The organism is Streptomyces sp. GbtcB7 (genome assembly GCF_019091445.1).
Classification (GTDB): Bacteria; Actinomycetota; Actinomycetes; order Streptomycetales; family Streptomycetaceae; genus Streptomyces; species Streptomyces mirabilis.
Window position 1 is genome coordinate 210,388 of record NZ_JAGXJM010000003.1, and the last position, 22,192, is coordinate 232,579.

The window sequence follows — 22,192 nt, forward strand, 5'->3', positions numbered from 1 at the left end:
TCAGCCCTTCAATCCGGAGGTCGCCATACCGTCGATCAGATAGCGCTGGAAGGCGAGGAAGAAGAGGAGCACGGGCAGCAGGGCGACCAGTGACATCGCGATCATGCCGCCGTAGTTGGCGACGCCTTCCTGGTCGCGGAACATCATCATGCCGAGCGAGACCGTGTACTTGCTGGGCTCGTTGAGGTAGATCAGCGGGCCCATGAAGTCGTTCCAGGCGTTGATGAAGGTGAAGATCGCGCTCGTGATGAGGGCGGGGCGGCACAGCGGCAGCACGATCGACCAGTAGATCCGCAGATGGCCACAGCCGTCGAGCCGGGCCGCCTCGTCCAGTTCGCGCGGCAGGTTCCGCATGAACTGGACCATGAGGAAGACGAAGAACGCCTCGGTTGCCAGGTACTTGCCGATCAGCAGCGGAACGTAGGTGTTGACCAGCTCCATCTTCTGGAACATCACGTACTGCGGGATGAGCAGCACGTGATAGGGCAGCAGGAGCGTGCCGATCATGAGCGAGAACAGCAGGTTCCGCCCGGCGAACCGGATCTTGGCGAAGGCGTAGGCCGTCAGCGAGCAGGAGATGAGGATGCCGACGACGGAGCCGAGCGCGTAGAAGAGGGAGTTCTGGAAGAAGGTCGCGATCGAGATGTCCGCGATGCCGTCGGCCAGGCCCTTGAAGTTGCCGAGGACGGGGCTGGTCGGGAACAGGTTCAGGCTGCCGATGATGTCCCGGCTGGGCTTGAACGAGGCGCCGATGACCCAGACGACGGGATAGAGGACGACCGCGAGGATCAGCAGCGCGCCGATGTGCCAGACCAGCGAGCCGGCACGCTTGCGGCCACCGACCTCCAGTGGCTTGCGCAGGGTGGTGCTCATCGGGCGTCCTCCTCGTAGTGCACCCACCGTTTCTGGGACCAGAAGAGGACGGCCGTCACCAGCGCCACGGCGAGCAGCAGCATCCAGGCCATGGCGGACGCGAAGCCCATCTGGGACTCCCTGAAGCCCTTCTGGTACAGGTAGCAGGTGTAGACGAGCGTGGCGTCCGCCGGTCCGCAGGTGGCGTTGGAGACCACGTACGCCGAGCCGAAGATCTGGAAGGAGTGGATGGTCTCCAGGAGCACGTTGAAGAAGAGCACCGGCGAGATCATCGGCAGGGTGATGCTCCAGAACCTGCGGAACGGTCCGGCGCCGTCCACCTCCGCTGCCTCGTACAGCTCCCTCGGCACCTGCTTGAGTCCGGCGAGGAAGATCACCATGGGTGCGCCGAACTGCCAGACGGTGAGCGCGACCAGGCTGTAGAGCACCCAGTTCGGGTCGCCGACCCACCCTCCCGTGTGGAAGCCGAGGAACGACTGCGTGCGGTCCACGATGGCGTCGTCGGAGAAGAGCGCGCGCCACACGAATCCGACGGAGACGCTCGCCCCGATGAGCGAGGGGGCGTAGAAGGCGGCCCGGTAGAAGGCCTGCCCCCGTCGGCTCTGCGCGAGCAGCAGGGCCACTCCGAGCGCGAGCAGCAGCTTGAGCGGGGTGCCGATGACGACGTACTTGGCCGTCACCTCGACCGACTTCTGCCACCGCGGATCGTGGAACATCTTGGTGAAGTTGTCGAAGCCGATCCACTTCGGCGAATTGAAGAGGTTGTAGTCGGTGAACGCGAAGTAGAGGGAGGCGGCCATCGGGCCCGCGGTCAGCAGCAGGAAGCCCGCGATCCACGGGGACATGAAGAGATAGCCGGCGAGGTTTTCCCGGCGCCCCCGCCGCTTTTTGGCGGCGGGGGCCTCGGGGCGTATCTCCGGGGCGTCGGGCGGAGAGTCCTTGACGAGCGTCACGGCGGTTCCCATCAGGCGGCGAGGGCGGTCTTCGCCTCGGAGAAGAACTGCTTGACGGCGTCGGCGACCTTGGTCGTGCCCTGCGACATGTCACCGCCGATGCGCAGGAAGGCGGACTCGCAGGTGTCGGCGCCCGCCGGGTGCGGGGTGATGGTGCCGAGCACTCCGGCCGCGGCGACATCCGTCTCGTACTTCGCGATCGCCTGGTTGGGCGCGTCGGCCGGCTTGTACGCGTCGAACTGCTCGGTGGTCGCGAGGATGCCCCGGTCGTAGCCCATGATCTTGCCGACCTCGGGGTCGTGGACCATGAAGTTGATGAACTGGGCGACCTCCTTGGGGTGCTTGGTGCGGGCGGAGGCGCTCAGCATCAGGGAGGCGAGGTACTGGCCGGTCTGCTTGCCGTCGGTGGTCGGGATCGGCGCGAGGCCGTAGGTGCTGGTGCCCTCGGCGGTGTAGCGGACCGTGAAGTTGTCCCAGGTGAACTCGGAGGCGCCGTGGGCCGCCGAGAGCGAGGACTTGGGCTTGTCCTGCTCGACCCGCTTGGGGTCGGTGACGATGCCCGCCTTGACGCGGTTGTAGCCGTCCGTCCACCACTCCGTCAGGTCGGCCTCGTCGAAGCCGAGTCCGTCCTTGGTGAAGAACGCCTTGCCGTTCTGCCGGAGGTAGAGGTCGTACAGATACATGATGCTGAAGTAGCCGGTGTCGCCCGGCAGCTTCTGGGTGTCGTGGATCTTCTTCAGGGCGGCGAAGTACTCGTCCCAGGTCCAGCCCTGCTTCGGCTTGACGCCCGCCTTCTCGAACACCTTCTCGTCGATGACAAGTGACATGGTGTTGGATCCGACCGGAATACCGAGCTGCTTTCCATCGACCTGACCGACCTTCTCGACTCCGGCGCGGAAGTTGTCGAGGCTCAGATTTCCCGCTTCTATCTGAGGCTTGAGGTCGAGCAGGATGCCTCTCTTGTCGTACTTCCGCAGGAATCCGACGGCGTTCTGGAATACGTCCGGGGGATTTCCACCGGCGGCCTGGGTCTGGAACTTCTCCCAAAAGGCCACGTAATCCTGGAAGTCGGTCTTCACCTTGATCTTCGGGTACTTCTTCTCGAAGAGCGCGATGGACTGGTTGATCTTCTTCGCCCGCTCGTCGGCACCCCACCAGGCGTACCGGATCGTGACCGTCCCGTCCCCGGAACTGCCGCTGTCCCCACCGCAGCCCGTCGTCGCGGCCAGCCCCAGCGTGGCCAGTGAAGCTCCGGCCGCCTTGAGGACCGTTCGCCTCTCAACACTCCCGTTGTTACCCACAGTCGGGCCTCCCCGCGACGTCGTTGCACCTGCATGAATCGTTTCAAGTAAGCGCTTGCTGGCACAAGGTACGGAGGGCTTCCAAGCGCGTCAATGATTCGGACAGGAATTGATGTGACGCGGTTCGACCGCGTGGCGAGGGGTGTTGGGGGTGCCGCCCCCGTGGGGGTGCCTGAATGTGCAGGTCCGGGGCGTGCGGTCGGGGTGTCGAACGGAAAACGACGGGGCGGGCGAGCATGGGGCCGGGCCGAAAACAACTGCCGTGCGGGTGGGGATGCGAGGGCGGGGCGGGGCGGAGGAGGGGTGGGTGGACCGAGAGTGAGGGGTTGAGGGGTGGATTTCCGGGAGGGGTGGTGGTCGAACTGGCGTACGCGTGGGTGGGGTTGGTGGGGGGTGGAGAGGCGGGCAGGGGGTGGGTGGGCTTCGGGGGCTCGGGGGGCTGGACGGGCCCTGGTAGGTCTGGACGGGTTCAGGCTGGTTGCGCCGAAGTGGGCGGGTTGTACCCATGCGGGCGGCTGGTGGACGTCACGAGGGCGGCTCGCTCGCGTCGGTCCGGCGTTCGCCCTGGTCGGCGCGTCGGTGCGGGGGCGTCCCGCGATGCGGACCGCTTGATGCGCGTCCCGACGGCGGCTCGCTCGCGTTGGTCCGGCGTTCGCCCTGGTCGATGCGGGGGGCGTCCCGCGATGCGGAGTAGCGATGCGGGGTTCAAGACTTCGCAGGGCAGTGCCTGCAACGTGTGCCCGGCACCGCGCCGCGTCGCATCCTGGCGGCGATGCTCGCGAGCAGCGCGGACAGGTTGCGCGGCAGTCCGGCCGACGCCCGGCGCCGGAGGGGCGAGCGGAGCCGCGTGGTCCACATGGCCGCACCACATGGCCGGACACCACCGGTGCGAGGGTGGGGGTCGGGCCGGGCGCCATCTGGGGGGAACGGGCGTCTACCGAGGTCAGCGGCTTGGGAGAGGATTGCCACTCGCCTTGAGTCCGTGTGCGGAGGGTGTTCGGGGGTGTGGGCGGGGCCGGGTCCGCGCGGGGTGCCGGCGCCGATTCCGATGGCGGCTGCGACCGTGGCTCCGGCTCCGATTCCGACGCCCGCGCGGGGACCGCTACCGGTTCCGCCACTGGCACGGAGTGCGGTCCGTCGGTGCCGTGGGCGCGCTCTCCTGCCCCTGCGGGGTGGTGCGGAAACGACGAAGGCGACCCCGCCCACGTGGTGCGTGGAACTGGGTCGCCTGTCGTGCTGGTGGGCGATACTGGGATCGAACCAGTGACCTCTTCGGTGTGAACGAAGCGCTCTCCCGCTGAGCTAATCGCCCGGGCGCAGGGAGAACATTACCCCATGTCAGGGGTGGCTCCGACCAGCCAAGGAGCCTCCAGGAGGGACCTTCGCCCGTCGGTCATTCCTGGATGTTCCACGGCATCTGGACGCCGAACTTCCAGAGGTAGACGCCACCGAGGGCCGCGACGATGACGACACCGACACTCGTGAGGATGATGTTGCGGCGCCGCACCTTCGGGTCGAGTGCCCGCTGTGTCGCCTCCGTGACCTTGCGCTTCGTCCAGCGGAGCACCAGCTGCGCCCAGACGAACTCGGTCGCCCAGATCGCCATGCCGCCGAAGATCACCAGCCAGCCGGGGCCCGGCAGCGGAAGCATGATCACGCCCGCGCCGACCACCGCGAGCCCCACGACGAAAACACCCACCTGCCAGCTCAGATGCAGCGCACGGCGGGCCTTGATGAATTCCGGCGCCCGCGATCCGAGCGGCCCCTCGATCTTCGTCTCACCATCGGCCGTGGCGACCTGGCCCGGCTCGTCACTCCCCGTATTCATACGGCCAAACCCTACCGGAGAGAAACCAGTCACCGGAATGGCCCTATCCGGCGAACGTACTCTCGGCCGGAAGAGTTACGTAAAGACACGCAAAACACTCAGAGGGGTTTACAACGGCACCGTAGGTGGCATGTCGATTTCGCCGACGTGCGAATCCCCGAGCGCACACTGAGCGAAAGGCCCTGGCGCTTATGAACACCACGGTCAGCTGCGAGCTGCACCTGCGCCTCGTTGTGTCGAGCGAGTCCTCACTGCCTGTACCCGCAGGACTGCGGTATGACACGGCCGATCCCTACGCCGTGCACGCCACCTTCCACACTGGAGCCGAGGAAACCGTCGAGTGGGTGTTCGCCCGCGACCTCCTCGCCGAGGGCCTGCATCGGCCCACCGGTACCGGCGACGTCCGAGTCTGGCCGTCCCGGAGCCATGGCCAGGGCGTCGTATGCATCGCCCTGAGCTCCCCGGAGGGCGAGGCCCTGCTGGAAGCCCCGGCGCGGGCCCTGGAATCGTTCCTGAAGCGAACGGACGCCGCCGTGCCCCCCGGCACGGAACACCGGCATTTCGATCTCGACACGGAGCTCTCACACATCCTGGCCGAGAGCTGACGAGCCCCCCATAGAGCCGCCCGGCGCCGTCCACTCGGGGAGACGGCTCGGGCCTAAACATCTGCAATGGGCACAACCGCAAGGGCACGAACACCGGCGCCGTCGCCGCGGACTCCCGCGGGGGCGGCGCCGGTGTGCGTGGTCGACGGCAGGCCTCGACGGCCCCAGCGCCGCCGCGCGTGGCTGGGGCGCGCCTTCCCTGCCCTGCCCGGGCGGGGACGCCGACGAGAGCCGTGAGAGCCGATAAGGGCGCCGCCCGGGGCACGGGGCAGGGCACGGGGCAGGCGCCGGGTCGAGTCGGGCCGGCAGGCCGGGCGGGGCACGCCCGGCGGACTCACGCGGCCCACCAGGCTCAGCGCCGGCCAGGACGGGGGCTGAGGCTGTTTCGGAGGTGTTCAGGGTGCCGTTCATGGCCCGTGAAACTGGCCCGCGACTGGCCCGTGACCGGCCCGGAGTCGTGGCGGACCGCGTGCAGATCGACCGCCCCCGCTCCCCCACGCCAGGAAGCCACTACCATCGGCCAGCATCGGAGGGCGCCCGCCCGACCCCCAGGCCAGGGAGCGAAACGTGCTGATCACCCACGACACCCGGCGCTCCCTCGACGCCGTGGTGGACCTGGTGAACACCGCGGCGGAGAACGACACGCCGGACGGGCTCGCGGACGTCGCGTCCCTCGACGAATTCGTACGAAAGCACGGGATAAGTGATGTCGGCGTGCTGTCGGAGCAGGACCTCGCGGCCGTACGCGAGGTCCGCGGCCGGTTCGCCGGAGTCTTCGCCGCCGACGACCCCCGTACCGCCGCGGGCCTCATCAACGAGCTGGTCGCCGTCGCGGGCACCACTCCCCGGCTCACCGACCACGACGGCTACGACTGGCACGTGCACTACTTCGCGCCGGGTGCCTCCGTCGCCGACCACCTCGCGGCCGACTGCGGGATGGCGCTGGCGTTCTTCGTGGTCGCCGGAGAGCAGGACCGGCTGCGGCGCTGCGAGGCCCCGGACTGCCGGCACGCCTTCGTGGATCTCTCCCGCAACCGCTCGCGCCGCTACTGCGACAGCCGGACCTGCGGAAACCGGCTCCACGTGGCGGCGTACCGGGCGCGCCGCAAGGAAGCGGCGGGCTGACGGACGCTGGACGCGCGGCGGGCTGACGGAGCCCTCGGCGGGTGACGCCAGGGGCTCCGTGTACGGCTCAGAGCAGCAGCAGGTCGTGCAGCGAAGCCATGAGCAGCAGACAGCCGATCACCGCAAGGAAGATCATCAGCGGTGGCTGGGAAAGCGCGTAGAGACAACCCCGCGGCTCCTCGGGAGGGGCGGCGGTGTCGCTCTGTGTTGTGTCCAGCATCTCGCGGCGATGATGACGCAGCCGCCACCCGCTCCGCGATCAACACGCCCGGAATGACCGGGAGTTCGCCAATATCCGCGATGAGCAGGCACGAACGTGATCGTTTCCGCGCTCTCCCATGATCCTCTGTGTCGTTTCAGTCCGTCATATGCCGCGCTTCTTCAAGATGGCCTCGATGTCGCTGAAGTCGTCGTCGGAACCCGTGGCACGAGGCGTCGTCGCGGGCCGGGCGGCCGGACGGGAGCCCTGGCTCAGCGAGGGCGCCGAGGCCGCGGGGGCCACCGCCTCCCGCCGGGCGGCCCGGGCGGCCGCCTTGCGTTCCTTCCGGGTCCCGCCGCCACGCCGCTCCACCGCCCGCGTGGTCATGAACAGCAGCCAGGCCACGCCCAGCACACCGAAGCCCGCCCACGCGGTGGGGCTGAAGGCGGTGTCGGCCAGCCAGCCGACGACTCCGGTCATCACCAGGCCGACCGGCACCAGCGAGTAGGCGGCGATGCGGGCGGCGGAGAGGAACCGCTTGCGGTAGGCCGTGACCGCGGCGATGCCGAGGCCGGCCGCGGAGACGGCGGAACAGACAGTCTCGGCAATCATCCGGTCCTCCAGGGCAGGGCTCGGCAGAGCGGGTCGGTTCGTCCCTTCCATCCTGCACCGCCCCACGCCCGATATGCCATGCTCCGGGCGGACCTCAGGGACATCTCCGGGTCGGGGTCCTCCCCAGGTCCCGGTTGGGGCGCCGTCGGCAGGGCTGGGAGACTGGGTGCCATGAACGACTCCTCCGCAGCCCGCGCCACCGCCGTCCTCGACGTCTGGTGCGAACTCCAGTGCCCCGACTGCCGCAGCGCCCTCGTCGACCTGCGCGCGCTGCGCGCCCGCTACGGCGACCGTCTGGAGCTGCGGCTGCGGCACTTCCCGCTGGAGAAGCACAAGCACGCCTTCGCCGCGGCGCAGGCCGCCGAGGAGGCCGCGGAGCAGGGCCGGTCCTGGCCGTACGTCGAGGCGGTCCTCGACCGTGTCGAGGTACTGGACCGCAAGGGCGAGCCCTTCCTGATCGAGGTGGCCCGCGAACTCGGTCTGGACGCCGAGGAGTTCGACACCGCCCTGATCGACGGTCGGCACATCCTGATCGTCGACGCCGACCAGGCCGAGGGCAAGGCCATCGGCGTGACCGGCACCCCGACGTACGTCATCGGCGGCGAGCGGCTCGACGGCGGCAAGAGCCAGGAGGGCCTGCGCGAGCGCATCGAGGAGATCGCCGACCGCCTGCTGGCCGAGGACGCGTAGTCCTCGTTCTCGCGAAGTGGTTCTCGCGAAGTGGTTCAGATCAGGTTCTTGTAGTCGTTCAGAGCAGGTTCTTGTAGAGGTAGTACTCGCTCGTCGTATAGCCGAGTGACTCGTACAGCTTCTCCGCCGGGGTGTTCCCCGCGAACACGTTGAGGCCGATGCGGTCCCTCCCGCCGGCCACCGCCCGGGCCTCGGCCAGCAGCATCAGGGTGCGCCCATGGCCGCGGCCCCGGTGCTCGGGGTCGGTCTCGACCCCGAGCACGAACGCCGCGTCGGGCCACAGGCCCAGCCACAGCGTGCCGACCGGGGTCCCCTCGTGTTCCAGGACGCTGAGCACCGTGTTCTCACTGGCCAGTCCGTCCGGCAGGAACCGGGCGAGCCCCTGGTCCGTCTTGCGGTACGCCTCGGCCTCGGGCACGCCCCGCTCGATCTGCGAGCCGGCGAACTCCTCGCGCTCCTTCGCCAGCCAGGGCACGTACTCGGCCTCGGTCATGGGCCGGGCGACACTGCCGACCGGCAGTTCGGGGCCGGGGCCGTCCAAGGGCTTGGTCAGGACGCGGTTGCTCAGCACGTACCCGAGGGTCGTGGCGAGCCGGAGCGCACCGTCCGCGTCCCCGGGCACCGACGTCTCGACGCGCTTGCAGCCCCAGCCGCGGGCCACCTCCTCGGCCGCGAGCGCGGCCACCGTGCCCCGGCCCCGCCCACGGTCGGGTTCCTCGACGTACAGCTCTCCGACTCGGGCCACGGTGGGGCCGTACTCCGGATGCGTGGAGAGGTGGATCCCGCCCACGGGACGACTGTTCACGCACACCTTGTAGCGGCGGGACAGCGCCCCGTCGGCTCCGCGCTGAAGCGGCTCGGTCGGCCGCAGGGTGGTGGTCATCAGGGGTGTTCTACCCGTCCCGTGCCCCGTCGTCATCCCGTTTTGCCGTCATCCTGTTTTGCCGTCGTCCTTCTTGCGCGCTGACGTGCCACGCACGATCTCTACGGGTCGAGGTCGCTTCCGGCCCGCTCCTCGAAGACGCGCATGGCCTTGGCGGTCACCGGGCCCGGCGCGCCCGGGAGTTGGCGCCCGTCGACCCGGTGCACACCCTGCACGTCGCGCAGCGTGGACGTCAGGAAGACCTCGTCCGCACGCTCCAGGACATCCAGCGGAAGATCGGTCTCCCTGGCGCCGGTCCACTCGACGGCGAGCGCGCGCGTGATGCCGGCGAGACAGCCGGAGGCGACGGGCGGGGTGTGGATCTCACCGTCGAGGACGACGAAGACGTTCGACCCCGTGCCCTCGCACAGCTGCCCGACCGTGTTGGCGAACAGCGCCTCGCTCGCGCCCTGTTCGCGCGCGCGGGCCAGGGCGACGACGTTCTCGGCGTACGAGGTGGTCTTGAGGCCGGTGAGGGCGCCGCGCTCGTTACGGGTCCAGGGCACCGTGATCACGGCGGTGGAGTCGGGGCGGCGGGTGGACTCGCCGAGGGCGACGAGCAGGGTCGGGCCGTGTTCGCCGCGGTCGGAGCCGAGCGGGCCGTAGCCACCGGTGTACGTGATCCGCAGTCGGCCGAGCGGCATCGGGTTGGCGTCCAGGACGGCGACGCAGGCGCGGCGCACCTCGTCGAGGTCGGGTGCGGCCAGCCCCAGGCCGCGCGCCGAGCGGGCCAGCCGGTCGAGGTGGCGGGTCAACGCGAACGGCCGCCCCTCCACCGCCTTCACGGTCTCGAAGATGCCGTCGCCCACGGTCAGTCCGTGATCGAAGACGGAGACGCGGGCGGACTCCATGTCCTGCAGACCGCCGTCGAGCCAGATCTTCACGTCAGAGAGTCCTTCCACTTTCGTACGCGTCTCCGTACTGTCCCGACGCTACCGTGAGCAGCCTGGCGGCCTTCAGCTCGGTCTCCTGCCATTCCCTTTCGGGGTCGGAGCCCCAGGTGATGCCGGCGCCGGTGCCGAAACGCAGGACGCCTTCGGCGCGGTCGGTCCAGAAGGTGCGGATGCCGACGGCGAGCTGTGCGGTGGCGCGGTCGGCGTCGACCCAGCCGATGCCGCCGCAGTAGGGGCCGCGGGGTGCGGTCTCCAGAGCCTCGATGATGGTCAGGGCGCTGGTTTTGGGGGCGCCGGTGACGGAGCCGGGCGGGAACGCGGCGGCCAGCAGTTCGGGCCAGCCGGTGTCGGCGCGCAGGTGGCCGCGGACGGTGGAGACGAGGTGGACGAGCCCGGGGTGTTTTTCGACGACGCACAGGTCGGGGACGGTGACGGTGCCGGTGGCGCAGACGCGGCCGAGGTCGTTGCGGACGAGGTCCACGATCATGACGTTCTCGGCGTGGTCCTTGTCGAGGAGGTCGGCCTCGGTGCGTCCGGTGCCCTTGATGGGGCCGGATTCGATGACGGGGCCGGTGCGGCGTAGGAAGAGTTCGGGGGAGGCGGTGGCGATCTCGACGCCGTGGCGGGGCAGGCGGATCGTTCCCGCGTAGGGGGCGGGATTGCCGCGGGCCAGCAGCGCGGTGAGGGCGTCGACGTCGGCGTCGGGGGCGAGGGGTGCGGACAGGACGCGGCAGAGGTTGGCCTGGTAGACCTCACCGGCGGCTATGTGGGCGCGGATGCGGCGTACGCCGGCGGTGTACGCGGCGTGGTCGAGGGAGGACGTCCAGTCACCGGGGGTGGGTCCCTGCCACTGTCCGGGGACGGGGGCGGGCACGGGTTCGGTGCGTACGTCGGCGAAGCGGGCGCAGACCAGGCTGCCCTCGAAGTCGGCCGCGACGGCCCAGAAACCGGCCGAGTCCAGGGCCGCGGGGTCGCTGGTGACGTCGAGGAGACCGGTCGCGACGAGGCCACCGAAACGGGCGAGAGGAGGGAGGTCGAGCACGCAGTCGAGTCTAGGTCGGGTGACCTGCGGGTGCCCTGACCGTGTCCTTTGCCGGACAGACCGCAGCACGCTGCGCAAACGCGTTTTTGTGCTGGCCCGGGAATCCGCTAGAGTTCAACACGTCGCCGGGACGCGCAAGCCGAACGGAAACGACACGCGGACGTAGCTCAGTTGGTAGAGCGCAACCTTGCCAAGGTTGAGGTCGCCAGTTCGAACCTGGTCGTCCGCTCGCAGGAAGAGGGGGATCATCCCGAACCCCCACACTCCTGGTGGAGTGGCCGAGAGGCGAGGCAACGGCCTGCAAAGCCGTCTACACGGGTTCAAATCCCGTCTCCACCTCCAAGGACGATTAGCTCAGCGGGAGAGCGCTTCCCTGACACGGAAGAGGTCACTGGTTCAATCCCAGTATCGTCCACTGGTCCGCAAGGACCCGATCCATCTGGATCCCCGCGCGATTAGCTCAGCGGGAGAGCGCTTCCCTGACACGGAAGAGGTCACTGGTTCAATCCCAGTATCGCGCACGCAGTACGCACCACCCGCACCCTCTGCAGGGTCACCTGCGCGATTAGCTCAGCGGGAGAGCGCTTCCCTGACACGGAAGAGGTCACTGGTTCAATCCCAGTATCGCGCACCAGCCGAAGCCCCCGGCCGTCTCGTACGGTCGGGGGCTTCGTCGTGTCAGGTCGTTCCTCCGGTCGTGCTCAGGAGGAGAAGAGCATGTGGCCGAAGCTCTTGTGGCGGTGGTGACCGCCGTAGTGACCGCCGCCATGGCCTCCGTGTCCGCCGTGCTGCGGGGCGCCCCACGCGGGCGCGGGCGCCGAGGGGTAGGCCTGCGGGGCGGACGGGGGCGGCGCGGGCTGCGACCACTGGGCCTCCACGCGCGTCAGCGCCTCCAGCTCGCCGTAGTCGAGAAATATCCCGCGGCAGCCGCTGCACTGCTCGATCTGGACGCCATTGCGGTTGTACGTGTGCATCGGCGCATGGCACTTCGGACACTGCATGCTCGGCTCAACTCCTCGCCGTTCGGTACCGCTTCCACCAGGACAGACACTGTCCGGCCTCGAACGGTTGCACCCTACGCGGTCGGGCCCTGCGCCAACTCGGGCGGGACGGCTCCCATTCGGTCACAGGCGTCGATCACGGCCTGCTGCACCTCGTCCAAGGGGCGTTCCTCCCCCACGGACTTGGCGATCGCCAGGGCCGCGGTCTGCACGGTGAGGGCGCGGGCCGCCACGTCCAGGGCGGGCCAGGGGTCGCCGTCGGCGGGTACGGCCGGGCCGCCGGCGCGTTGGTAGGCGGTCAGGAAGCGGGTCCACTCGTCGGGCGGGAGCAGGCCGCAGGCGTACCAGGCGGCCGGGCGGGCCAGGTCCCAGGTCGGGACGCCCACGCCGAGGTCGTCCACATCGATGAGGAGCCAGGGGCCGGTCGGCGCGGGGTGGCGGACGAGCTGGCCGAGATGCAGGTCTCCGTGGCAGAGGGTCCCCGCGGGCGGCATGGGGGCCTCGGCGCGGGCCCAGGCGGGCAGGGCCGCCCAGGCGCGCAGCACCGGGGCGGCGGCCGGGTGCGGGCCCGCCGTCCGCAGCCGGGCGATCGCCCGGGCCGCCTTGGCGGGGCCCCGCATGGGCGGCAGGCCGTCCGGCGCGGGGGTCCGGTGGAGGCGGGCCAGCAGGGTCGCGGCGGCCTCCCAGGGAGCGGACTCGGGGGTCTGCGGGTCGACCGGGGTGCCGTACGGCCAGAAGGTGACCAGGCGGCCGTGGAGGTCGACGGGCTTCGGGCGGAGCGGGGCGAGGAGGATGCCGGTGAGGGCGGGGCGTGCGGCGAGCTCGAGACGACGGGAGAGTTCGGCGCGGTCCGTGCCGGGGGCGTGGGCCTTGGCCACGGTGTCGCCGTGGCGGACGACGGTGCCGTCGCGGCGGTCGGCGAGGACGGAGTCGTGGTGGGTGCAGGGGGCGCCTGCGGGGTGGGCCGCGGTGCGCGCCCCGGCGGTCAGGGCGGGAAGCACGTCTGCGGTCACGGGGCCCCCTGGGGTGTGCGGTCGGTACCTCGCGAGCGTACGTTCTCCGCCCCTGCGGCCCCCTGCCAGTCCCCTCCCCTTCCCGGGGGCTCCGCCCCCGGATCCCCGGGTGGGTTCGTCGGGTGCGGGTGAGTGGGGGCCGGTCGCGCAGTTCCCCGCGCCCCTGGGGCACGGGGCTGCGCCCCGGTGCCCCATCGGCCCGGTGCCCCAGCGGCCTGACGGCCTTGTCCCCAAACGCCGGACGGGGCTGCAGATGCGCGCAGCGCCCCTTCAGGGCGCGGGGAGCTGCGCGGGCAAAAACAATGCCCGCGCAGCTCCCCAGCTGCGCGGGCATTTGTGCCGTCCGCCGCACCCCCGTCCCCACGGGGTTTCATGGCCGGATGTCCCCGCCCGGACCGCTCTTCCGGGCCTGGGGCGCCGCTCAGCGCCCCAGCATCACGCCCACGGACGACGCTTGTGTGACCACCGCGTCCCAGCCGCCGAAGACGACTACGAGCAGGGCCGCCAGAGGAAGGACCATCGCTGTCGCCACCAAGGGGTGGCGCTGACCCTGACGACGCGGGCGGAACGCTGCGCTGTACGCCTTGCGTCCTGTGCGGATCGCCGTCCGCGGTGCCGTGTGGGCCATGGTCCCTCTCCTGACCGAGCATCTATGTGGTTTGGCAGCGGCGGGTGTCTGACCTCGGGGGACGAGTGCTGCACCCGCCGCTTGACCTCAAATCTATGGGTGCGGCGGCGATCGGTCGTCATGCCCTCGTACCGATTGCCGGGCCTCCCGGAGGATGAGCGATGACCTGCGATGTACTCCCCTGGGTGGAGATGAGGACCTAGGTCTCAGGGTCTTCCCGGAGGGGGCGTCCGGTGTGCCCGGACTGTTCCGAGCTGTCCTCCCTCGGCACCGGCTGCTCGACCAGCGCCAGCACCCGGGTCGCCATGAAGCGGGCGGTGCGCACCACTGATCCGCTTCGGGTGACTTCGCTCACTTCCACCACCCCCCGGCGCACCGCGGTCTCCACTCTGCGACCCGCCCTGCTCGCCACCACCTCGTACGTACGCGTCGTGTCCCCGGCGTCCACGACTATCTCCACGCGATCACCCTTCACAGGTTCAATCCCCCTTCTGCGACGGACGGTTGGGATCACGGGCAGCCCAAGGCAGCCGTGTTCTTGCATTCCCTGACCGTCTTTCAAGTTTCCCACCCGGCACTGACAATCGATCGGGCCGTGAGGGCGCGGCCTCTGCGCGCACCCGGCCGCGGAAACGTAAGCTGTGGCTCGTCAAACGGACCGGGCAGCGGGGATGGACATGGCGATGATGCGCCTGAGGCGCGAGGACCCGCGTGTCGTCGGCTCGTTCAGGCTTCACAGACGGCTCGGCGCGGGTGGAATGGGCGTGGTCTACCTGGGCTCCGACCGCCGTGGCCAGCGGGTCGCGCTGAAGGTGATCCGACCGGATCTGGCGGAGGATCAGGAGTTCCGGTCGCGGTTCGCCCGCGAGGTCTCGGCGGCCCGGCGGATCAGGGGCGGCTGCACGGCGCGGCTCGTGGCCGCCGATCTCGAGGCGGACCGGCCGTGGTTCGCCACGCAGTACGTGCCGGGGCCCTCGCTGCACGACAAGGTCGCCGAGGAGGGCCCGATGTCGGCCGCCGACGTGGCCGCCGTCGGGGCCGCGCTCTCCGAGGGGCTCGTCGCCGTGCACGAGGCCGGTGTCGTGCACCGGGACCTCAAGCCGTCCAACATCCTGCTGTCCCCGAAGGGGCCGCGGATCATCGACTTCGGCATCGCCTGGGCGACGGGGGCGAGCACCCTGACGCACGTCGGTACGGCGGTCGGCTCGCCCGGGTTCCTCGCGCCCGAGCAGGTGCGCGGCGCCGCCGTCACCCCGGCCACCGACGTGTTCGCGCTCGGCGCCACGCTGGCGTACGCGGCGACCAACGACTCGCCCTTCGGGCACGGCAGTTCCGAGGTGATGCTGTACCGAGTGGTGCACGAGGAACCGCAGCTGCACGGAGTTCCGGACGCGTTGGCTCCGCTCGTCCGCGCATGTCTGGCCAAGGACCCCGAGGAGCGTCCCAGCACGCTCCAACTCTCCCTGCGGCTCAAGGAGATCGCGGCCCGCGAGACGCAGGGCATGGCGGACGTCCGCCCGCCCGCGCAGCGCAATGATCCCGACCGGCCGACGGGGCGCCTCGCCGATCAGTACGCCGAGCAGCCCACTCAGCGCCGCCCGCAGGGCACACCGCCGCCGCGCACGGGCGGCACCAACGGGGGCTCACGGCCGTCGCAGTCGGGTGCGCGACCCGCGCCCGCCCGGGGTACCGGACGCTCCGGCAGCAGGCCCGCGCCCCGCAGCGGCGCCGGGCGTCCCGCGCCCCGGACCACGGGGACCGGACGGCGGCCGGCCAATCCGCGACTGCTGCGTCAGCGGCTCTTCGTGTTCGTCGTGGTGACGCTGCTCGTCGCGCTGGGCATCGCGGCGGCGCAGGGCTGCCAGGGGCCGGCCCGCGGGCTGGACGACGGGGGCACGCGCAAGGACGTACGACAGGGGCAGTCGTCGTACGCGCCACCGTCCGGCGATCTGATGGCCGAGCAGCACCGGAGCCGACCGGACAGGCCCTGGGGCCGGGTCCAGGTCGCTGCGGAGCCGGTCTAGAGCTGGGGACGGCCCGTCGCGACCGCGTAGAAGGCGACCGCGGCCGCCGCGCCGACGTTGAGCGAGTCGACGCCGTGGGCCATCGGGATGCGGACCCATTCGTCCGCCGCCATCAGGGCCTTCGTGGACAGGCCGTCGCCCTCCGCGCCCAGCATCAGCGCGACCCGGTCCATCCGGTGCGGGGCCGCCTCGTCCAGGGACCTCGCCTTCTCGTCCGGGGTGAGGGCGAGCAGGTTGAAGCCGGCGTCGCGGACCGTCTCCAGGCCCTTGGGCCAGGTCTCGAGACGGGCGTACGGGACCGAGAAGACCGCGCCCATCGAGACCTTCACGGAGCGGCGGTAGAGCGGGTCCGCGCAGTCCGGGGAGAGCAGCACCGCGTCCATGCCGAGGGCCGCGGCGGAGCGGAAGATCGCGCCGATGTTGGTGTGGTCGTTGACCGCCTCCATGACGACCACCCGGCGCGCGGACCGCAGGAGTTCCTCGGCCGTCGGCAGCGGCTTGCGCTGCATGGACGCGAGCGCGCCGCGGTGCACGTGGTAGCCGGTCACCTGTTCGGCGAGCTCCGGGCTGACCGCGTACACCGGGGCCGGGAGCTCGTCGATGACATCGCGCATGACGTCGACCCACTTGGCGGACAGGAGCATCGAGCGCATCTCGTACCCGGCGTCCTTGGCGCGTCTGATGACCTTCTCGCCCTCGGCGATGAACAGGCCCTCGACGGGTTCGCGCTTGCGGCGCAGCTCCACGTCGGTCAGGCCCGTGTAGTCACGCAGACGCGGGTCGTCGGGGTTCTCAACGGTGATGAGATCGGCCACAGGGTGATACTGCCTTGTCCTGGGTGCGGTGCCAACGGCTGGGCACGGGTTGGGTTACCGGTGGTTACTCGGAAGCGTTCAGCGGGCTGTGCACACCCACGTTCACGACCTCGCCGATGACGATCACCGCCGGGGGCTTCACGTCCTCGGCGCGTACGGTCTCGGCGACCGTGGCCAGGGTCGCGTCGACGCGGCGCTGGGCGGCGGTCGTGCCTTCCTGGACCAGGGCGACCGGGGTGTCGGCCGACTTGCCGTGCGCGATCAGGGTCTCGGCGATCCGGCCGATCTTGTCGACGCCCATGAGGACGACGAGCGTGCCGCGCAGCCGGGCGAGGGCCGGCCAGTCGACGAGGGATCGCTCGTCGTCAGGGGCGACATGACCACTGACCACGGTGAACTCATGTGCGACACCCCGGTGGGTGACCGGGATACCGGCAGCACCCGGCACCGAGATCGAACTGGAGATGCCGGGGACGACCGTGCAGGCGATGCCCGCCTCGGCGAGCGCCTGGGCCTCCTCCATGCCACGGCCGAAGACGAACGGGTCGCCGCCCTTGAGCCGGACGACCGACTTGCCCTGCTTCGCGTGCTCGATGAGCGCGTTGTTGATGGCCTCCTGGGCCATGTACCGGCCGTAGGGGATCTTCGCCGCGTCGATCACCTCGACGTGCGGCGGGAGTTCGGCGAGCAGGTCGCGCGGGCCCAGGCGGTCGGCGATGACCACGTCGGCCTCGGCGAGCAGTCGCCGGCCGCGGACCGTGATCAGGTCGGGGTCGCCGGGACCGCCACCGACCAGGGCGACACCCGGGGTGCGGGTGCGGTGGTGGGGCGCCACGAGGGTCCCGTCGCGCAGCCCCTCGACCACCGCGTCGCGGATCGCGGCGGTGTGGCGGGGGTCGCGGCCCTTGGCGTTCGTGGTGAGGACGGCGACCGTGACGCCCTCGCTGTGACCGGTGGCCGGGGTCCAGGCGGTCGCCGCGTCGGCGTCGTCGGAGCGGACGCACCAGACGCGGTGGCGCTCCGCCTCGGCGGAGGCGTCCGTGTTCGCCTGCCGGTCACTGGTCGCGATCAGGGCGTACCAGGCGTCGGCGAGGTCGCCGTCCTCGTACGGGCGCTTCGTCCAGGTGATCTCGCCCGCGTCCACCATCGCCTCGACGGAGGGGGTGGCCTCGGGTGACACGAGGTGGATGTCCGCGCCCGCCGCGATGAGCGCCGGGAGGCGGCGCTGGGCGACCTGGCCGCCGCCGAGGACGACTACGCGGCGACCGGTGAGGCGGAGGCCTACGGGGTAGGCGGGGTTTTCGGCCATGGCGGTGCGGCTCCTCGTACGGGGCCGCTGCGCTCGGCTGGAGCGGCCTTGACGTGCTGTTTTGAGTGCGGGTCCACGATACGGCGGGGGCGGGAGGGGCTCCTTCCCCGAGCCCGCCCCGTCCCGTCCCGGCAGTGACGCTGTGCGGCTCCGCCGCGTGCGGGGGCCGCGCCCCCGCACCCCGCACGAGCGGGTGCGTCGTCGGGCTACTTCTCGGTGACCCCTGCGGAGTCGAACGTCGCCACCTCGTGCATCGCCCTCGCCGCGCTCTGGACCACCGGCAGCGCCAGCAGGGCGCCCGTGCCCTCGCCGAGGCGCAGGTCCAGGTCGACCAGGGGGCGCAGGCCCAGTTTGTTCAGGGCGGCGACGTGGCCGGGCTCGGCGCTGCGGTGACCCGCGATGCAGGCCGCGAGGACCTCGGGGGCGATGGCGCGGGCCACGAGGGCGGCGGCGCCGGCGCTGACGCCGTCCAGGATTACCGGCGTACGCAGGGAGGCTCCACCGAGGAGCAGGCCGACCATGGCGGCGTGTTCGAGGCCGCCGATCGCGGCGAGGACGCCGATGGGGTCGGCCGGGTCCGGCTGGTGGAGTTCGATGGCGCGGCGCACGACCTCGGTCTTGCGGGCGAGGGTCTCGTCGTTGATGCCGGTGCCGCGGCCGGTCACCTCGGACGGGTCGGTGTCCGTGAAGACGGAGATCAGGGCCGCCGACGCCGTGGTGTTGGCGATGCCCATCTCGCCGGTCAGCAGGGCCTTGTTGCCTGCCGCCACGAGGTCGCGGGCCGTCTCGATGCCCACCTCGATGGCGGCCGTGACCTCTTCGCGGGTCATCGCGGGGCCGGTCGTCATGTCGGCGGTGCCCGCGCGGACCTTGCGCGGGAGGAGACCCGGGGTCGCGGGGAGGTCGGAGGCGACGCCCACGTCGATGACGCAGACCTCGGCGCCCACCTGGTTGGCGAAGGCGTTGCAGACCGCGCCGCCGCCCAGGAAGTTGGCCACCATCTGGCCGGTGACCTCCTGCGGCCAGGGGGTGACGCCCTGGGCGTGCACGCCGTGGTCGCCCGCGAAGATCGCGACGGCGGCGGGCTCCGGGATCGGCGGCGGGCACATCCGGGACAGGCCGGACAGCTGCGCGGAGATGATCTCCAGCATGCCGAGCGCGCCCGCGGGCTTGGTCATCCGCTTCTGGCGCTCCCACGCCTCGCCGAGCGCCTTGGCGTCCAGCGGGCGGATGTTGGAGACCGTCTCGGCGAGCAGGTCGTGCGGCTCCTCACCGGGCAGCGCGCGACGGCCGTACGTCTCCTCGTGCACGACCCAGGACAGCGGGCGGCGCTTGGACCAGCCGGCCTGCATCAGCTCGGGCTCCTCGGGGAACTCGTCGACGTAGCCGACGCAGAGGTACGCCACCACGTCCAGGTGCTCGGGCAGGCCGAGGGCGCGGACCATCTCGCGCTCGTCGAAGAAGCTGACCCAGCCGACGCCGAGGCCCTCGGCGCGGGCCGCGAGCCACAGGTTCTGGACCGCGAGCGCGGAGGAGTACGGGGCCATCTGGGGCTGGGTGTGACGGCCCAGGGTGTGACGGCCGCCGCGGGTCGGGTCGGCGGTGACGACGATGTTCACCGGGGTGTCGAGGATGGCCTCGATCTTCAGTTCCTTGAACTGCTTCGCGCGCCCCTTGGGCAGCGACTTGGCGTACGCCTCGCGCTGACGGGCGGCCAGTTCGTGCATCGTGCGCCGGGTCTCGTCGGAGCGGATGACGACGAAGTCCCAGGGCTGGGAGTGGCCGACGGACGGTGCGGTGTGCGCGGCCTCCAGGACCCGCAGCAGCACGTCGTGCGGGATCGGGTCGCTGCGGAAGCCGTTGCGGATGTCGCGGCGTTCGCGCATCACGCGCAGCACGGCCTCGCGCTCGGCGTCGTCGTAGCCGGGGGCCGCGGGGCCGGTGGACTCTCGTGCGTCTTCCACTGCGGCCGTGCTCTCTTCCTGGTCGGCGACCTGGGTGTCCAGGTCGTCCGCTTGCTGTGCGACTACTACGGGCTCCGGGTCCGCCTCGAACGGCTCCGGTACGGGGGATGTCTCGGCTTCGGCCTCGCGGGGCGCGGGAACCTGGGCGACGGGCTCCGCCTCGATGGCGGGCTCCGCCTCGGCGAGAGGGGCGAGGGGAGCCTCCCGGCTCTCCACCGCCACCGCTTCCGCCGCCACCGGGGGCTCTTCGACCGGAGGCTCATCGACCGAAGGCCGCTCCTCCGTGGGCAGCGGCGGCACGGTCATGGCGTGCGGCGGGGTCGGGGCCAGGTGCGGGGTCGTCGGCACCGTGCCCTCGACGGGCACGAACTGGCCGAGGGACTGGTCCGCGGCGGAGTCCAGAGGGGCGCCCTGGAATCCGGGTGCGCCTGCCGTGTCGCCGGGGCGGTGCTCGCCGTGCGACTGGTTCGTGGCCGCGTGCGGCGCCTGTGCGTGGGCGGCGACGCCGACCGGTACACCGGCACCGGCCTCGGCGAACGCGGCGTGGGCCTCGGCGGGGGCCACGAACTGCGCGGCCTGGACCGGGAAGGCCTCGACGCCGGGGAGTGCCTGCCCGTACGAGTCGTGCGCGGCGTGCGCCACCTGTGCCTGGGCCTCGGCGGCCGCGTGGGCGGCGGACACCACGAGGGGCTCCGGGGCGAACTCGGGCCGCGCGGCCTCCGCGAGGGACGCGGGCTCCACGCCGCTGTTCGCCGACTGGACCACGGGTTCCGGGGTGTGGACACCTGCTTCCGGGAACCGGGCGTCCTGGGCCGGGAACGGTGACGCCTGGTCCACCGCGTGGGCGACGGGCTCGGCGAGGTGGGTGGCCTGGTCCGCGAGTTGGGGGGCCTGTTCGGTGGCCTGCGGCTCGGCCGCGGGCGTCGACTGCGGGTCCTGCGCGGGCTGGAGCACCGGCTCGGTCGCCAAGTGCTCCCCCGCCTCGGAAACCTGTACCGGGATGTCGGCAAGGTGCCCGGCGGTGTCGTCCGCGGTCGGGGCCAGGTGCGGGAGGTCCTGGGCGACCGGGAAGGGCGCCGAAGCGGCGGTGGCCGCCGGGATCTCGGGGGCCGGGAAGCCGTCCGGCGCGGGCCCGGCCTCGGGGCCCGGCGCCACCTCGAAGCTCTGCTCGGCCTCGAAGCTCTGCTCGGCCTCAAGGCTCGGCCCGGTCTCGGGGCTCGGCGCGACCTCCACCGCCTGCTGGACGAAGTGACCCTCCGACACCTCGGGCATGTGGGCGGCCTCCGGAGCCTGGGGCGCCTGCGCGAATCCCTGAGCCTCGGCCCCCTCGGCCGCCTCCGCGGCCTGGGGAACCGGGGCGAATTCCGCGGGCTCGGCGGCCTCCGCGACCGGCGCCGTCTCCGGCACCGTCAGCGCCTCGGCGACCGCTCCGGCCTCGGGGCCCTGGACGGCCGACGGGACGACCGTTTCTTCAGCCGGCCCCTCGGGACCCACCGGCGGCGCTCCCCACGGCACCGCGCCCTGCGGCGGGATCTCGGAGAGCTGCGACACGTCGAGGTACTCGGGACCGGTCGTCGGGGGACCCGCGTGCCGGACCGGAGTTGGGGGAGTCATGGGGTTCATCGGGGTGGCCATGGGCGCGGCGGCGGGGCCGCGGTCGGCGAGCGAGCGCACCGGGCTCGCGGAGCCGTCCGGAGTCGGCGGCCCGAGGTGCAGCGGACGGCGCGGAGCCGTCGGCTGCGGGGCGGGCGCGGGGCCGGGTACGCGGACGCCACTGAGGTCGAGTGAACCGCTGTCCCGGCCGGCCGTCTCGTGCGGACCCGGCTCATGGACGAGAGGCTGCTCCTCGACGAGGGGCTGCGGGGGCGGCGGGGCCACCTCGTTGCCCCATGCTCCCTGTGCGCCCGGCATGAGAAGCAGGTCGTCGTCCTCGGCGGGGTTCTCGGAGGGGTCGAGGAAGGTGTACGCGCCCGGGGCGGGGACGCCCGGCTGCTCCACCATGCCTGCGTTCTCCGGCAGTCCCTCGCCCGGGACCTGGCCGGTGTCGGTCATGCGTACCCCTCGCCCATCGGTTAGTGCTTCCAAGTCCTGCTCGCCCGGAACGGCGCACCGACCGCCCCGCAGTGAAGAACGAGCGTGCGTGCCCAGCGGCACGAACGACCGGCCAACAAAGACGACAAAGCCATTAACAGGCATTGTCCCGGTCGTCCGACCCTCGCGACAGCTTGATCCGCGACGGCCCGCTGTGGACTGCGCCACGTTGCGCGTCCTCAGGTTCTGCCGTACCACACACGCCTCAAAACGGGCGCGTTTTCCGGACATTGGCCTACGAAAGGCCGATCGCCCGGGAGCGGTACAACGATCGGCCAGCCTACCGCGCGCGGTACGACAACAG

General features: G+C 71.3%; 20 protein-coding genes and 6 tRNA genes. 9 read left to right on the forward strand and 17 right to left on the reverse strand.

Annotated features, from left to right (window positions below):
* The 5 genes from KVT44_RS06240 to KVT44_RS06260 all read right to left on the reverse strand — a co-directional run bounded on the left by KVT44_RS06240 (position 1) and on the right by KVT44_RS06260 (position 4,955).
* Positions 1 to 873 carry a carbohydrate ABC transporter permease gene (locus tag KVT44_RS06240; protein WP_217566349.1) on the reverse strand — a complete coding sequence of 291 codons (873 nt, stop codon included), beginning with the start codon at positions 871 to 873 and terminating at the stop codon, positions 1 to 3.
* Entirely contained in the window at positions 870 to 1,826 is a 957-nt protein-coding gene (locus KVT44_RS06245) for a carbohydrate ABC transporter permease (RefSeq protein ID WP_095858215.1), read from the reverse strand. The genes KVT44_RS06240 and KVT44_RS06245 overlap by 4 nt, the downstream gene beginning before the upstream one ends.
* An 11-nt stretch (positions 1,827 to 1,837) precedes the next feature.
* Positions 1,838 to 3,127, reverse strand: a complete 1,290-nt coding sequence (locus tag KVT44_RS06250; protein ID WP_190169766.1) for an ABC transporter substrate-binding protein — start codon at positions 3,125 to 3,127, stop codon at positions 1,838 to 1,840.
* A gap of 1,237 nt (positions 3,128 to 4,364) precedes the next feature.
* Positions 4,365 to 4,439 (reverse strand) — tRNA-Val (locus tag KVT44_RS06255).
* Positions 4,440 to 4,520: 81 nt separating this feature from the next.
* Complete coding sequence (locus tag KVT44_RS06260) at positions 4,521 to 4,955, reverse strand: TIGR02611 family protein (RefSeq protein ID WP_217566350.1); 435 nt, start codon at positions 4,953 to 4,955, stop codon at positions 4,521 to 4,523.
* A 191-nt stretch (positions 4,956 to 5,146) separates the two neighbouring features.
* Here KVT44_RS06260 and KVT44_RS06265 point away from each other — a divergent pair, with 191 nt between their 5' ends.
* Both KVT44_RS06265 and KVT44_RS06270 read left to right on the forward strand, forming a co-directional pair.
* Positions 5,147 to 5,560: an SsgA family sporulation/cell division regulator gene (locus KVT44_RS06265; RefSeq protein ID WP_003959770.1), complete on the forward strand. Its 414-nt coding sequence runs from the start codon at positions 5,147 to 5,149 to the stop codon at positions 5,558 to 5,560.
* Positions 5,561 to 6,127: 567 nt separating this feature from the next.
* The gene (locus KVT44_RS06270; RefSeq protein ID WP_054230598.1) at positions 6,128 to 6,685 is read left to right on the forward strand and encodes a CGNR zinc finger domain-containing protein; all 558 of its coding nucleotides are present in this window, start codon (positions 6,128 to 6,130) and stop codon (positions 6,683 to 6,685) included.
* A gap of 67 nt (positions 6,686 to 6,752) precedes the next feature.
* On the opposite strand, the gene KVT44_RS06275 is transcribed toward KVT44_RS06270, so the two are convergent.
* A complete protein-coding gene (locus KVT44_RS06275; RefSeq protein WP_168490065.1) occupies positions 6,753 to 6,905 on the reverse strand; it encodes a hypothetical protein in 153 nt (50 codons plus the stop codon).
* Between the two features lie 144 nt (positions 6,906 to 7,049).
* Positions 7,050 to 7,496, reverse strand: a complete 447-nt coding sequence (locus KVT44_RS06280; protein ID WP_099923747.1) for a hypothetical protein — start codon at positions 7,494 to 7,496, stop codon at positions 7,050 to 7,052.
* Between the two features lie 171 nt (positions 7,497 to 7,667).
* Here KVT44_RS06280 and KVT44_RS06285 point away from each other — a divergent pair, with 171 nt between their 5' ends.
* Positions 7,668 to 8,186 carry a DsbA family protein gene (locus KVT44_RS06285; protein WP_075027586.1) on the forward strand — a complete coding sequence of 173 codons (519 nt, stop codon included), beginning with the start codon at positions 7,668 to 7,670 and terminating at the stop codon, positions 8,184 to 8,186.
* Positions 8,187 to 8,244: 58 nt separating this feature from the next.
* Here the strand turns inward: KVT44_RS06285 and KVT44_RS06290 are convergent, their stop codons facing one another.
* The 3 genes from KVT44_RS06290 to KVT44_RS06300 form a co-directional block, all read right to left on the reverse strand.
* Complete coding sequence (locus KVT44_RS06290; protein WP_099923746.1) at positions 8,245 to 9,069, reverse strand: N-acetyltransferase; 825 nt, start codon at positions 9,067 to 9,069, stop codon at positions 8,245 to 8,247.
* Between the two features lie 101 nt (positions 9,070 to 9,170).
* Positions 9,171 to 9,992 carry an aminotransferase class IV gene (locus KVT44_RS06295; protein ID WP_217566351.1) on the reverse strand — a complete coding sequence of 274 codons (822 nt, stop codon included), beginning with the start codon at positions 9,990 to 9,992 and terminating at the stop codon, positions 9,171 to 9,173.
* Position 9,993: 1 nt separating this feature from the next.
* Complete coding sequence (locus KVT44_RS06300; RefSeq protein ID WP_217566352.1) at positions 9,994 to 11,043, reverse strand: chorismate-binding protein; 1,050 nt, start codon at positions 11,041 to 11,043, stop codon at positions 9,994 to 9,996.
* A gap of 156 nt (positions 11,044 to 11,199) precedes the next feature.
* On the opposite strand from KVT44_RS06300, the gene KVT44_RS06305 reads away from it, so the two are divergent.
* The 5 genes from KVT44_RS06305 (at position 11,200) to KVT44_RS06325 (ending at position 11,677) form a co-directional block, all read left to right on the forward strand.
* A tRNA-Gly gene (locus KVT44_RS06305) sits at positions 11,200 to 11,272 on the forward strand.
* A 39-nt stretch (positions 11,273 to 11,311) separates the two neighbouring features.
* Positions 11,312 to 11,385: transfer RNA gene (locus tag KVT44_RS06310), tRNA-Cys, on the forward strand.
* A gap of 1 nt (position 11,386) precedes the next feature.
* Positions 11,387 to 11,458, forward strand: a tRNA-Val gene (locus tag KVT44_RS06315).
* A 34-nt stretch (positions 11,459 to 11,492) separates the two neighbouring features.
* Positions 11,493 to 11,564: transfer RNA gene (locus tag KVT44_RS06320), tRNA-Val, on the forward strand.
* A 38-nt stretch (positions 11,565 to 11,602) separates the two neighbouring features.
* Positions 11,603 to 11,677 (forward strand) — tRNA-Val (locus KVT44_RS06325).
* Between the two features lie 67 nt (positions 11,678 to 11,744).
* Here the strand turns inward: KVT44_RS06325 and KVT44_RS06330 are convergent.
* From KVT44_RS06330 to KVT44_RS06345, 4 genes are all read right to left on the reverse strand, one after another.
* Positions 11,745 to 12,044: a zf-TFIIB domain-containing protein gene (locus KVT44_RS06330; RefSeq protein ID WP_099923743.1), complete on the reverse strand. Its 300-nt coding sequence runs from the start codon at positions 12,042 to 12,044 to the stop codon at positions 11,745 to 11,747.
* Between the two features lie 74 nt (positions 12,045 to 12,118).
* Complete coding sequence (locus KVT44_RS06335) at positions 12,119 to 13,057, reverse strand: aminoglycoside phosphotransferase family protein (protein WP_308313921.1); 939 nt, start codon at positions 13,055 to 13,057, stop codon at positions 12,119 to 12,121.
* A 421-nt stretch (positions 13,058 to 13,478) separates the two neighbouring features.
* Complete coding sequence (locus KVT44_RS06340) at positions 13,479 to 13,685, reverse strand: hypothetical protein (protein WP_054230606.1); 207 nt, start codon at positions 13,683 to 13,685, stop codon at positions 13,479 to 13,481.
* 199 nt (positions 13,686 to 13,884) lie between these two features.
* Entirely contained in the window at positions 13,885 to 14,160 is a 276-nt protein-coding gene (locus KVT44_RS06345; protein WP_060902353.1) for a hypothetical protein, read from the reverse strand.
* A gap of 196 nt (positions 14,161 to 14,356) precedes the next feature.
* On the opposite strand from KVT44_RS06345, the gene KVT44_RS06350 reads away from it, so the two are divergent.
* Positions 14,357 to 15,709 (forward strand): serine/threonine-protein kinase, encoded by a 1,353-nt coding sequence (locus KVT44_RS06350; protein WP_254649033.1) that lies wholly within the window; start codon positions 14,357 to 14,359, stop codon positions 15,707 to 15,709.
* On the opposite strand, the gene KVT44_RS06355 is transcribed toward KVT44_RS06350, so the two are convergent.
* The 3 genes from KVT44_RS06355 to cobT all read right to left on the reverse strand — a co-directional run bounded on the left by KVT44_RS06355 (position 15,706) and on the right by cobT (position 21,849).
* Complete coding sequence (locus tag KVT44_RS06355) at positions 15,706 to 16,524, reverse strand: RNA methyltransferase (protein ID WP_060902351.1); 819 nt, start codon at positions 16,522 to 16,524, stop codon at positions 15,706 to 15,708. The genes KVT44_RS06350 and KVT44_RS06355 overlap by 4 nt on opposite strands.
* Before the next feature lie 64 nt (positions 16,525 to 16,588).
* Positions 16,589 to 17,833: a uroporphyrinogen-III C-methyltransferase gene (gene cobA / locus KVT44_RS06360; RefSeq protein WP_217566354.1), complete on the reverse strand. Its 1,245-nt coding sequence runs from the start codon at positions 17,831 to 17,833 to the stop codon at positions 16,589 to 16,591.
* Between the two features lie 206 nt (positions 17,834 to 18,039).
* Positions 18,040 to 21,849 carry a nicotinate-nucleotide--dimethylbenzimidazole phosphoribosyltransferase gene (cobT, locus tag KVT44_RS06365; protein ID WP_217566355.1) on the reverse strand — a complete coding sequence of 1,270 codons (3,810 nt, stop codon included), beginning with the start codon at positions 21,847 to 21,849 and terminating at the stop codon, positions 18,040 to 18,042.
* Positions 21,850 to 22,192: the final 343 nt, after the last annotated feature.